The following is a 13,277-nucleotide window of genomic DNA, read 5'->3' as shown; positions in this document are numbered from 1 at the left end:
CCACCGGGGCGGGGTCCCGGCGGGGGGCGGGGGGGGGGGGGGGGGGCCCCGGGGCCCCCCCGCCCCGGGGGCCACCACTGTTACCGGTTTCGGCACGTCATTAGTGCCGGTCTCGCGATGTCAGGCGAGTTCGCCGGTGTGGTAGACGCCGTCGGCGCCGAGGCGTGCCTGCGGGTCGAGCAGCATGGCGGCCTCAACCTCGTGCGGGTCGCGACCCTTGCGCTCCTCGCCCAGGCGCCGACCGTCGATCTGCTCGAACAGCGGGGCGCGGCCGATCATGCCGGCGCGGCGCTGCCGCGTACCGGCCGCCAGGCGCCGGTTGGCGGAGGCCAGCCAGGCGTCCACCGCCTCCTGGCCGCCCTGCGCCCGCAGGGCCGCCTCGAAGGCACCGGGGTGCACCAGGGCGATCAGACCGGACACGTGACCGAAGCCGAGGCTGGTCAGCAGTCCGGCACGCACCGGACCCACGCCCGGGACGCGGCCGCCCGCTCCACCACGGCCCGCCAGGCGGATCGCGGTGCGCGGCCACACCCAGAAGGCATCCTTCTCAAGCGGGGCGTCCACCACGTCCAGGCTGGCGTTACCCGGCGCGATACCGGTGGCCAGGATCTCGGCCAGGCCGGCCACCTGGAACAGCGCGGCACCGCCCTTGGCGTGACCGGTGATGGTCTTCTGGGAGACGGCCACCAGCGGGTTGCCCTCGCTGCGTCCCAGGGCACGGGCCAGGCGGGTGTGCAGCTCGGACTCGTTGGGGTCATTGGCGTTGGTGGAGGTGTCGTGCTTGGACACCACGGCGATGTCGTCGGCCTCCACGCCCAGAGCGGCCAGGGCCTTGGCCAGGCGGGAGTCCTTGCCGCCGCGGCCCGCGCCGAGGGCACCCAGCCCGGGGGCGGGGATGGAGGTGTGGGCGCCGTCGGCGTAGGAGGAGACGAAGCCGATCACACCTGCCACCGGCAGACCCAGTCGGGCCGCCACGGAGCCACGGGCCAGGATCACCGTGCCGCCGCCCTCGGCCTCCACGAAGCCGCCGCGGCGACGGTCGTTGGCGCGGGAGAAGTGGCGGGCGGAGATGCCCTTGGCGTACATGGCCTCAGCCTCCGCGGTGGCGTTCATGTTGCCGAAGCCGACCACCGACTCAATCGAGATGTCGTCGATGGCGCCGGCCACGACCACGTCGGCCTTGCCGAGCGCGATCTTGTCCCAGCCCTCCTCGATGGACACCGCGGCGGTGGCGCAGGCCGACACCGGCTGCACCATGGAGCCGTAGCCGCCTACGTAGGACTGCATGACGTGCGCGGCCACCACGTTGGGCAGCGCCTCCTGCAGGATGTCGCTGGGGCGCTCCTCACCGAGGAAGCGACCGACGAACATCTTGCGCATGGACTCCATGCCGCCGAAGCCGGTGCCCTGCGTGGAGGCCACGTCGGAGGGGTGCACCGCCGCCAGCAGCTCGGCCGGGGAGAACCCGGCGGACAGGAAGGCGTCCACGGCGGTGACCAGGTTCCAGGAGGCGATGGTGTCCATGCCCTGCACCATGGCGGCGGGGATGCCCCAGCGCTCCGGGTCGAAGTCGACCGGGAACTGGCCGCCGACGGTGCGTGAGAGCGTGGCGCGGCGTGGCACGCGGGCCAGGGAACCGGCCAGGCGAGTGACGGTCCACTCCCCCGTGGGAGCTCCGTCGGCCAGCTCCGGGGCCACCAGCGTGTGCTCGGGGTCGGTGACCTCAATGGTGCGGGCGGTCGCCTCATCGGCGACGGTCAGGGTGATGTCGTGGTCGAGGTAGACCGCGACCTCCTCCGGGCCCTCGGTGGCGATCACGCCGTCGTCGACGAACTCGCGGATACCGCAGCGGGCCACGACCTCGTCCCGGTAGCGGGCGTAGATGTCGGACTCGTCGACGAACTCGCCGTCGGTGTCGTACCAGCCGGCCTTGGGGCTGTCCTGCCAGGTCAGCAGGCCCATGCCCCAGGCGAGTTCGAGTACGCCGGCAGCGGTCAGCTCGACGTCGTCGCCCGCGGTCATGCCCAGCTCCGCCTCGCGGCGGGTGCGGCCCGATCCCCAGGTGGAGACCTCGCCGGTGGAGACCACTACCACCAGGTCGTCCAGGTCGGCGTCCACCTCGCCCCAGTCGGGGGCCGTGGGCTGGGTGGGCACGTGCGGGGTGGGCAGCGCCTTGACAGTTGCCTGCGGCTGCGTCTCCGGCCGCGATTCGGGAGCCGTGGCCCGCGCGCTGGTGCGCAGCGCGACCAGATCCACGTCGTCGCCCAGGCCGCCGGTGAGGTCGGCCTCCACGGGCGCCTGGGTGGCGCGGCCACGCACCTCGGTGGTGCACAGCTGCACCAGCTCGACGGCGATCTCCTGGGTGGACCAGGTACGCACGCCGGCGGCCTCGACGGCCGCGACCAGCGGGTCGTTGCCGCCCATCAGCCCGGTGCCGCGCACCCAGCCGATACGGGGGTGGGCCAGAGTGACGCGCCCGGACCAGTTCTTCTCCGCACGCCACCGGTTGACCACGGCGTCCAGGGCGGACTTGACCTCGCCGTAGGCGCCGTCACCGCCGAAGGTGCCGCGGTTGGGCGAGCCCGGCAGGACCACGTGCAGCCGGTGGTCGACGTGCGTGTCGGTGCCGATGGCGGACAGGGCGGCGATAGTGCGCTCCACGCTCCACAGCAGCAGCCGGGTCTGGGACTCGGCCTCCGGGCCGGCGTCGGCGAGGGTGCCGACCACGCGCGGCGCGGCGAAGGGGAACAGCAGCGTAGGTACCAGTGCCTCCTTGACCAGCTGGGTGGAGCCGCCGGAGGTGACCGTCTGGTCATTGCCGATCCAGTCGGCCAGGGCGTCCACGTCGCGGTAGGAGGCCAGGTTGGCCGGCACCATCCACAGGCGGGCGCCGGCGGAGGCGTGTTCGCGGTACAGGCCGGTGGCGAAGGCCAAACGCTCATGCGTCAGGCGGGAGCTGGTGGCCACGACGGTGGCGCCCCCGGCCAGCAGCTCGCCGACAACGGCCGCGGCGATCGACCCGGGAGCAACCCCGGTGACCACAGCCACGTCGTCCGCCCAGCGGACGGAGTCGGCGCCGGCTACCGGCTTCTGGGCGGCCGCGGCGGCGATGGCCTCGGCGATCTCGGCACGGCGGACCAGGTCGTCCGCGCCGCCGGCCGTGGCGGCGGCACGCAACTGCCGACCCCACCAAGCGGCCTGGTCGGCGACCGCGGTTCCCAGGCCGGTGAACCGCTGCGGGGTCAGTAGTCCGGTGGCCTTAGCCAGATCCAGATCGCCATTGCCCAGACGCGCGAGGTCGTCGCGAGCCGAGGCCCAGCGGTCGTCGATCAGGACGGCGCGGTCGGCGGAGAAGGTCGGCGTGACGGACTTGACCCAGCCGGTACCCAACTCCGCATCGATCGCCTCGACCGCAGCACGGGTGGCTGCCGCCTCATCCCCGGCGTCGGCCGGGACACCGGTCTTGTCAGCCAGGCCCAGAACGTCCAGAAGCGTGCGGGCGGTTTTGGCCAGCACCCCGTCGGCGCCGGTCACCTGGGCGGCGAAGGCATCCAGGGCGGCGGAATCGACCACGGCCCCCCCGGCGCCGCCGGCGGACGGCATGGACACGGTCACGCCGTGGGTGGTGGCGACCGCCTGCACGGCGGCGTCGATAAGCGCGTCCACACCACCGGCGTTGGTCAGCGGCGCGGACGAACCCAGCGCGGCCAAGTCCTCGCCCCGCATGGAGGCACCCTCGCGGGTGCCCAGGAAGATCTCGGCGGTCACGTGCGAGACCCAGCCGTCGCCCAGGCCCCAGGTGCCGGTAACGCGGTCGGCGATACGGCCGGCACGCACCCCGGACGGGCCGAGGATCCGTCCCAGACCGGTACGGGTCGCATCGGTCAGCACCGGCCCGAAGGGCTTGTAGCCGGGGGCACCCTTGGCGACGATACCCGCCAGCGTGCTCATGTCGGCGTCGGCGGCACCGTCGATGCTGGCCAGTTGCAGCTCCGTGCCCAGGTCCATCAGCAGCTGGTTGCGGCGGGAGGACACGCCGTTGGTGAGCGACTCGGTGGTGTCGGTGGGAGCGATCTGCTCGGGGCGGATGCGGGCGGCATGAGCCAGCAGCACCGTCAAGGCGTCGGTGGCCGTGAAGGGCAGGTCCGCAACCGGGCCGGATGCCGCCGGCGCAGATGCCGCGGGAGCCGCCTCGGTAGGCGTGGGCTCCGCAACGGCGGCGGTCGGTGCCGATGGTGCGGACTCGGCCGACGCGGCGACCTCGGCGGGCACGGCGGTCTCCGTCGGGGTCTCCTCCTCGATCCCGGGGGCCGGGTCGGTGTCGGTGGCCAGCACGCGGGACTCGTCGCGGCGGGCGTTGTGCACCACCACGTGACTGCCGGCGTGCTGCGGCAGGGCCGCCGTGCGGGAGGCCAGGTTGGCCAGCGTCGGGGACGCGGCCAGGCCCACCTCGACGATGTGCTCGACCCCCAGCCCGTCCTGCTCGGGGGCGTCCAGCAGCACGTCCTGCGTCTCGATCCAACGCACCGGGGAGGCGAACTGCCACGCCAGCAACTCCACCAGTAGCTGGCGGCCGAGTTCGGTGGGCCGCGCGGCCCACTGCTCCCAGTCGTCCACAATGCTGCGCACCGGCTCGGAGGGGACCACCTGAAGGATCGCCTGGGCGAACTCGCGGGTCAGCTCGAAGGGGCGGGCCACCAGGTTGGGCACGTAGCGGCCCACCAGCCGGTCGGTGTCCAGATCCGTCGGAATCAATGCCAGCAGACGCTCCCGGAACTCGGGCACGCCGGGACGCAGCACCTCGGAGTGGAAGGGCACATCGATACCGGGGACGTACATGAAGGGATTCTTCCCACCCCGGGCGGCGGCCTTGGCGCGGGCGTCAGCGGCCAGCGCCTCCAGACCCTTGATGGTGCCCGCGACGGCGTACTGCACGCCGGCGAGGTTGTAGTTCACGATCTGCAAGAACTCCCCGGAGGCCTCGGACACCCCGCGGATGTAGTCCTCAACATCCGCGGCGGCGATACCCGCCTGGTTGGGCCGCAGAGCGCCCATCCGGTAGTTGGAGGCACCGAACTCGTCGCGCGGCACCAGCGAGTGCATGGTGGAGCCGCGCTGGAAGACGATCGAGATAGTGGTCTCCACGGACATGACCCGCCCATAAGCACTCAGGGCCGTGTACTCACCCAGGGAGTGACCGGCAAAGGCGGCGGACTCCACCAGGGCACCGGCCTCGGCCAGGCGCGCGGTGGTCGCCATGGCGACAGTGGCCAGGGCAACCTGCGTGAACTGGGTGAGGTTGAGCAGGCCATCGGGGTGCCGGTAGGTGACGCCGCGGGCGGTCATCTCCGTGGGGTTGTCGCGCACCAGCGCGATGACCGAGAAGCCGAGCTCGGCGCGAGTGTGGGCATCGGCCCGCTCCCAAACCTGCCGGGCGGCCTTAGAGGTGCGCATCTCATCCAGCCCCATGCCGCGGGCCTGGATGCCCTGGCCGGGGAAGACGTAGGCGGTGGGCTCCGGCTCGGTTACGGCCGTGCCGCGGGAGACGACTTCATCGCCCACCCGGCAAGTGACCTCAAGGACGAGGCCACCACCGACCACCAGGCCGGTGCGCTCGACACTGACCTGGACCTGGTCACCGAGCTCGACGGGGCCGAGCATCGTGTAGGTCCACCCGGCGAGCACATGACGGGTGCCATCAGGCGCGGTCGCGGCCGCAGCCTGCTGGGCGGTGGCCGAAAGCCACATGCCGTGCACCAGCGGGGCGTCCATACCGGCGACCTTCGCAGCGTGGTAGCTGGTGTGGATCGGGTTGAAATCGCCGGTGACGCGGGCGAAGGCGGTCATGTCGCTGGGCGCGGTCACGGTGATGCGGCGCAGCAGGCGGCGGGCGGCGGGCGCAGTCGGCCGCCCGGTGCCGCCGGCCTGCTCGGGTGCGGAGGGCACGGCGGTACCGGAGGCGCGGCCCCGAATGGCGAAGCGCTCACGCATGAGGGCGACCAGGCTCCCGTCGGCGGCGTCCCTCAGCTGCAGGCGCACGTCCACGACACGTCCTGCACTGGACTCCTCCAGCCCGGCCACCCAGCCGTCGGCCTCAATGACCCGGTCGGGGCCGGCCTCGCGAGCCAACTGTGCCAAGGGGCGGCGCAGATCAATGGTGTGATCCAGGTGGACCGCGCCGAGCAGCCCCTCAATCAGGGGCATGCCGTCCTCCACGACACTGCCCAGGGCCGCATAGACAACCGGCCAGCACGGCCCCAGCAGGGCGTCGGGAACCAGCGGTGCACCGGCCAGCGCATTGGGCAGGGCATCCGCGGTGACCGCGGCATGGTCCGCACCCAGGTCACCGCCCAGGGTGAAACGGGCGTGAACGGTGCCGAAGGGCTGCTCGACCGGCCGGCCCAGGGCGTCCGTGGCACCCGGCTGTGCGGTGAGCACCTCGGGCAACTGCTCAACCAGGTCGCCGGTGATGGACACGGCACCGACGCCCGCGGTGCCCCGCAGCAGGTCGTACATGGTCTCGCTGATGCGCTCGGGGTCCACGAACGGGGCCGCGCCATCCCAGGCGCGGGCCAGGCGCAGTGGCACAACCAGTCGACGTACGGCGTGGATCGCCTCCCCGCCGGGGGTAGCGTCCCAATGCGTGTCCAGGGCGATATCGAGGTCGTAGGCGTCCGCGGCGACGTCGGGCCGGGCGACCACCCTGTAGGCGTCGTCGTTGAGCACCCGGGCCGGGTTAGTGGTCAGATGCCCGTTCCACAGCACGTGGGGGGTGGTGCGGACCAGCTCGGTGGCATCGGCCACCGGGCGGGCGCCGACGACACTGGAGATGCCCAGGCGGCCGGCGGCCGGTTGGGCCTGCTCGCCGGCGTCGCGCAGGGTGTCGATCACCGCCGTCTCGAAACGGCCCAGCAAATGACCGACCGGCTCGTTGATGGTCGTGATTCCGGCCACGGACACCGGGCCGGGGATGATGCGCACCTGGTCGGCGGTGTAGCGCGGGTCCTGAGACTGCCACAGGGAGTCAGTGCCCCACCAGCGCAGAATGTCGGCGTCGAGCACGGGCACGAAGGGAACCGGCTTGGGGTGCTTGCGGCACAGGTCCACGAACCAGGCCGCGTCGGCGGGCTCCACCCGAGTGGTGGTGGCCTGCGGGTAGCGCTCAGCCAGGGCCGCCAGGGCGGCGTCGGCGTCCAAGACGTCCTCCTCGCCTGCGAACAGCGTGGCGATCTCGCCGTGGTCGGCGGCGTCCAGGCGCGCCTCGATGCGGTGCAGCAGATCGAGGAACCGGTCGTACCAGCCCTCGTCGGCCCAATCGGCCCGGGTGGCGGCCCTACCGGCGTGCGGGGACACACACAGCTCGGCGTAGCGGGTGGCCCACTCCAGGTAGCTCATCTCCTCGACGTCACCGAAGTAGGGCTTGGCGGTCTTGGCCAGGGCCGCGATCATCTCCTCACGGCGTGCCGTCATGGCGTCGTCGTCGCCGGCGAGCTCCTGGATGAGCCGTGATGCGCGGGCGGAGGAGTTGTCAATCTCGTACAGGTCGGCGCGCAGGTGGGACAGGCCGGAAGTCATGCCTCCGGCGGAGGCGCCGGAGGCGACCCAACCACCCTCGTGGGCCGGGTCGATCCCGGGGGTGTCGACCAGCAGCTGCTTGACGTCCTCGTTGGTCTTGGCCTCCAGGCAGGTCATGGCAGCCGTGCCCACACACACGCCGTCCACCGGGGCGGCCGCGGTGCCGTATGCCTCGGCCCAGCGTCCGGTGATGTAGTCAGCCGCGCGCTCGGGGGCGCCAATGCCGCCGCCCACACACAGCACCAGGTTGTCCACCGCACGGATGGAGTCGTAGGTGGCCAGGAGCATGGTGTCCAGGTCCTCCCACGAGTGGTGTCCACCGGCGTGACCGTCCTCGATCTGCACGATCACGGGCACGTCCGGGACGGCCTTGGCGATGGTAATGACCTGCCGGATCTGGTCCACGGTGCCGGGCTTGAAGGCCACATAGGGGAAGCCCTCACCCCGCAGGCGAGTGATCAGGGCCACGGCCTCATCCAGCTCGGGGATGCCGGCGGAGATGACCACGCCGTCGACCGGGCTGCCGGCCGCACGCGCCTTGGACAGTAGCCGCTGAGTACCCAGGTGCAGGTTCCACAGGTAGCGGTCCATGAACATGGCGTTGAAGGCGGCGGTCCGGCCCGGCTCCAGGGCCTGCTCCAGGCCCGCCAGGTTGTCGGACAGCACCTTGGCGGTGGTTTGCCCGCCGCCGGCCAACTCCGCCCAGTAGCCGGCGTTGGCGGCTGCGGCCACGATCTCCGGGTCGACGGTGGTTGGCGTCATACCGGCCAGCAGGATCGCGGAACGGCCGGTCAGCCGGGTGAAGGCGGTGTCCAGGGTGACACGCCCGTCGGGAAGCCGGGTCAGGCGGGGTGCGAAGCGGGCGCGTTCCACGGTGGGGGCCGGGGCGGCGCCGGGCCGGTCAAGGTCGTCGATGTGGTGGGAGGTGCCCGCGGGGACCACGGTGGTGCCGGTTCCGGCTACGACCGGCTCGGTCAGGCGCGATAGCACGGTGCCGGGGCCGAGGTCGAGGATGAGGCGGCGCCCGTCGGCGAGAGCCGCGTCCACGGTGGCGGGCCAGTCGACCGGGTCGATCAGAACAGCGACCGCCAACTCGCGGGCCAGCTCGGTGTCCAAGCCGGCGCGGGCGGCCCAGGCCACCACGTCGTCAACGGCGGTGGCGAGCAAGGGTGTGTGGAAGGGCACGGAAGTATTCAGGAACTCGGTGATCGGGTTCAGCACGGCGCCGCCGCGGCGCCGCTCCTTGCGCTCCCGCTCGCTGCGGCGGGCGGCGGCCTCCAGGGCGGTGACGACCCGCTCCAGGTCACCGGGGCGGCCGGACAGAATATGAGCCAGGCGGCCGTTGACCACGCCGACGGCGATCCGTTCCGATTCGGGCACCTGCGCGAGTACGCCGTCGAGGACGTCCCGGGTCACTCCGCGCACCGACAGCATGGGGGTGGTCTCCCCCACTGTGCCCAGGTTGAGCCTTCCCGTGGTGCGGGCGGCGGCGGCGCCGATCAGACGGGCGATGGCGTGCACCTGAACCACACCGTCGGAGACCGCCTCATCGCCCTCACCACGCGCCCTGCGCAGCGCATCCAGCAGGGCCACACCGAGCACGCCCTGGGAGTGGCCGATGACGGCACCCGGAGCCTGCTCCCCCACAGGGTCAATGCCGGAGCCGGGCAAGCAGGCCAGAGCGGCGTGCTGGGCGAACAGGATGCCGGGTACGGACACGTCGGCGGTGTCGGCCCCCGCCTGTGGGGCGGGTGCCACTGGAGCGCCGTCGGTGCCGAAGAAGCGCGCTCCCCGCGGGGTCACGGTGAGCAGGTCGGTGGCAACCGGCGCGAGACGGTCGGCGACGGTGGCGTCGATGGCGGCCAGTTCGGCGGCCAGCTCGCGGTCCAGTCCGACCAGCTCCTCCAAGGTGGCGCGCCAGGGGGTGGCCTGGCCGCCGAAGGCGAGCACATAGGGCTCACCGGTGTTGAGCCGCTCGGCGATGGTGTCGGAAGTGTTGGGCTGGGTGGTCATACGGTCCTCGGTTGTCGGATGGCTTGCAGTGGTGGTTTGTGGGCTGTGATCGGTTGGGCTGATGGTCATAGCGGGCCGTTGTCGTGCTTCTTGGAGGGGCTGCGGCGGCCGTCGCGCTTGGCTGCCAGGGCGGCCAGGGAGTCCACAATCACGGTGCGCGTGTCCTCGGGTGCGATGACCGCGTCGATCTCACCGATGGCGACGGCCTTGTCCGGGTTGATGACGGTCTGCGTGTACTCTTCGATCAGGCGTTGCTGCTCGGCAGCCGCGGCCTGCTCCCCGGAGGTCTCCCGGACCTTTTGCAGGTCCCGGCGGTGGATGATGCCCACCGCCCCCTGGGCGCCGAGTACGGCTATCTCCGCTCCGGGCCAGCAGAAGTTCAGGTCCGCGCCGATGGCCTTGGAACCCATGACGATATAGGCGCCGCCGTAGGCCTTGCGCAATACCACCGTGACCAGGGGCACGGTGGCGGAGGCATAGGCGTTAATGACTTTCGCACCGCGGCGGATGATGCCGGCGTGCTCCTGCTCCGCACCCGGGCGATAGCCGGGAACGTCCACGAAGGTCACCACCGGCAGGCCGAAGGCGTCACAGAAGCGCACGAAGCGGGCCAGCTTCTCGGAGGCGTCCACGTCCAGTGTGCCGGCGTCCACCAGCGGCTGGTTGGCGACCACGCCCACTGGGCGCCCCTCGAAACAGGCGAAGCCGACCACCACGTTGGCGGCGAAGTCCTCTTGCACCTGCACCAATTCCCCGTGGTCGACCACGGCTGCCACCACCGCGGTGACGTCGTAGGGCTGACGGGGCGAGGCGGGCACCAGGGTGCCGACCTCGGCGGCGGCGTCCCGGTCCGTGGCCCGGTCGGCGTCCTCGTAGGCGTAGCGGGGCGCCTCCTGCTCGGAGGAGGAGGGCAGGTAGGCCAGCAGGGCACGCACCTGGGCCAGAGCATCCTCCTCATCCTCGGCCACATAGTGCACCACACCAGTGACCGAGCCGTGAATGTCGGCGCCGCCCAACTCCTCGGCGCTGATCCGCTCACCGGTGACGGCGCGCACCACATCGGGGCCGGTGACGAACATGTGGGAGGCCTCGCGGGTGGCGATGACAAAATCCGTCAGCGCCGGAGAGTAGACGGCGCCGCCCGCGCACGGCCCCATGATCACGCTGATCTGCGGTACCAGTCCGGAGGCGGCGCAGGTGCGGTTGAAGATGCGCCCGTACTGGCGCAGGGCCCCCACGCCCTCCTGAATCTTGGCGCCACCAGAGTCAATGAGCCCGATTACCGGGATGGATAGGCGCAGGGCGTCGTCGAGCAGACCCACGATCTTGTCGCCCTCTACGCTGCCCAGGGCGCCGCCGGACACGGAGAAGTCCTGGGAATAGACGGCCACCTGGCGGCCGCCTATCTGTCCGAAGCCGGTGACCACACCGGAGGGCCGCGCTCGCTCACCGGCACCTGACCCGGAGTAGCGGCCGACCTCCAGGAAGCTATCGGCGTCCAGCAGCATGGCGATGCGCTCGCGGGCGGTGTGCTTGCCCTTGGCATGCTGGCGGGAGGCGGCCCGATCCTCGGCTTCGGCGTCCACACGGGCGATGCGTTCGCGGAAGGCCATGGTCGCCGCGGAGTCGGCCATGGTCGCGGTGGACGCAGTGCTTCCCGCTTGGGTGTTCTCGGTCATGATCAGACCTCCTGCTGGGGGTGGGCATCGGTGTCGCGCATGCGCACGAGGATCTCGCCGGCGGTCACGGTGCGGCCGGCGCTCACGGGTATATCGGCGACTGTGGCGTCAGCGGGAGCGTGCACGTAGTTCTCCATCTTCATGGACTCCAGGACCACCAGCAGGTCGCCCTCGCGCACACGTTGCCCCGGGGAGACGCAGATACGGGTGACGATGGCCTGCATGGGGGCGGCGATGGCGCCCGGGTCGCCGCCGCGGGCGCCGGACTCGGCGCCGCCGCGTCCGCGTCCAGCGCCTCGTCCGCGCAGTGGTTGCCGGGCGCGCTGCTCGCCGGCGGCGTAGCCGGCACCCAGGCGCCTGGCGTGCCCGCCGAGAATCCCATCGGGGACGGTGACCCGCACGCGCTGGCCATTGATCTCGACTACGTAGGTGGAGCGGGTGCGGTGGGTGTCGGTAGCGGGCGTGTCCGCGGCGGCGTCCGGTGCGGCAGGAGCCGCCAATGCGGGCAGAACGGCCTCCTCGATCCAACGGGTGGTCACGCCCAGACGACCGTCGGCGCCGGGTCGGATGAACTCCTCGCGTCCTAACACGTGACCGTGCAGCGAGACGCAAACGGTCACGCCCTCCACGACCGTCTCCTCAAGGGCCCTGCGAGCACGCCGAATGGCCTGATCGCGGTCGGCGCCGGTGACCACGATCTTGGCGAGCATCGGGTCGAAGGTGGGCGTGACGGCGTCGCCGGCGACGACACCGGACTCGATCCGGATGCCGGGGCCGGCGGGCCAGCGCAGCCGGGTGATGGTGCCGGTGGAGGGGGTGAGTCCCTGAGCGGGGTCCTCGCAGGTGACACGCAGTTCTAGGGAGTGCCCCCGCGGCGCGGGAACGGCACCGAGGTGACCGCCCGCCGCGATACGCAACTGCATCTCTACCAGGTCGACGCCGGTGACCTCCTCCGAGACGCAGTGCTCGACCTGCAGGCGCGGATTGACTTCCAGGAACCAAAGCTCATCGGCTGGGGTGAGCAGAAACTCACAGGTGGCCACGCCCACGTAGTCGACGGCGTCCAACAGCCGGCGAGACGCCTCAGTGAGCCGTTCCTGAACGGCTTCGGGCAGGAACGGTGCGGGTGCCTCCTCCAGCAGTTTCTGGTTGCGGCGCTGCAGAGTGCAGTCACGGGTGGAGATGACGGCGAAGGCGCCGTGGCTGTCCCGGGCGCACTGGGTCTCTACGTGACGGGCCGCGGTGACGAACTTCTCCAGGATGAGCGTGCCGGCTCCGGCGGCGGACTCGAAGGCGGGGGTGGCTTGCGCCTCGGCATCGGAGGCGAGCACGGTGATGCCGCGGCCGCCCCCTCCATCGGTGCGTTTGAGCGCCACCGGGTAACCGTGGGTGGCGGCGAAGTCGGTGACCGTCTTGGGGCTGGTGATTGAGTCAGTAATACCGGGAACCGGTGCGACGCCGGCGTGCTCCGCGGTGGCACGGGCGGAGAGCTTGTCCCCCAGAGTGCGCATGGCCTGCGGTGAAGGTCCCACCCAGGTCAGCCCGGCGTCGGCTACGGCCTGGGCGAAGTCTGCGTTCTCCGACAGGAAGCCGTAGCCGGGGTGGACGGCGTCGGCGCCGGCGGAGTGGGCGAGTTCGAGGATGGCGTCGGCGTCGGTGTAGCCGGATCCCTCCGGCAGGGCGTAGGCCTCGTCTACCAGCTCCGCCGCCGGACTCATCAGGTCCTCCGGCGTGTACGGCAGGATAGAGGTGCCGCCGAGGTCCCTCACGGTACGGGCCACGCGCAGGGCGATCTCGCCACGGTTGGCGATGAGAATACGGGTGGGGGTGCGGTCGTGGCTCACGTCAACGCTCACTGAGCGGCTCCTGGGGTGGGTGGTGATCCGGTCGGGCCCGTTCCGGATGTGGTAACGAGCAGGCGCGGAATGGCGTTCGCCTACAAAGGCGACCCGGTATCCCGAACGGCCGGGGAGCGCTATTCCCGCCTTACTAGAACGATAAGGCCAACCG

The 13,277-nt window shown here is 71.5% G+C and carries 3 protein-coding genes; all 3 read right to left on the bottom strand.

Going from position 1 to position 13,277, the window contains the following annotated elements; all coding sequences use genetic code 11:
- Nucleotides 1-120 precede the first annotated feature (120 nt).
- Nucleotides 121-9,588: a type I polyketide synthase gene (locus tag Q4A20_RS03270; protein ID WP_303120268.1), complete on the bottom strand. Its 9,468-nt coding sequence runs from the start codon at nucleotides 9,586-9,588 to the stop codon at nucleotides 121-123.
- Nucleotides 9,589-9,653: 65 nt separating this feature from the next.
- The gene (locus Q4A20_RS03265) at nucleotides 9,654-11,267 is read right to left on the bottom strand and encodes an acyl-CoA carboxylase subunit beta (RefSeq protein WP_303120266.1); all 1,614 of its coding nucleotides are present in this window, start codon (nucleotides 11,265-11,267) and stop codon (nucleotides 9,654-9,656) included.
- 2 nt (nucleotides 11,268-11,269) lie between these two features.
- Entirely contained in the window at nucleotides 11,270-13,123 is a 1,854-nt protein-coding gene (locus Q4A20_RS03260; RefSeq protein ID WP_303120262.1) for a biotin carboxylase N-terminal domain-containing protein, read from the bottom strand.
- Nucleotides 13,124-13,277: the final 154 nt, after the last annotated feature.

This window comes from Actinomyces sp., from assembly GCF_030530635.1.
In the GTDB taxonomy this organism is placed as follows: domain Bacteria; phylum Actinomycetota; class Actinomycetes; order Actinomycetales; family Actinomycetaceae; genus Actinomyces.
Note: the sequence above shows the minus strand (reverse complement) of the source record. Positions and strands in the feature narration are given on the sequence as shown.

Bases quoted from the DNA above. Each gene is read 5' to 3' on its own strand.
- Q4A20_RS03270 (WP_303120268.1), bottom strand. From the start codon at position 9,588: ATGACCACCCAGCCCAACACTTCCGACACCATCGCCGAGCGGCTCAAC.
- Q4A20_RS03265 (WP_303120266.1), bottom strand. From the start codon at position 11,267: ATGACCGAGAACACCCAAGCGGGAAGCACTGCGTCCACCGCGACCATG.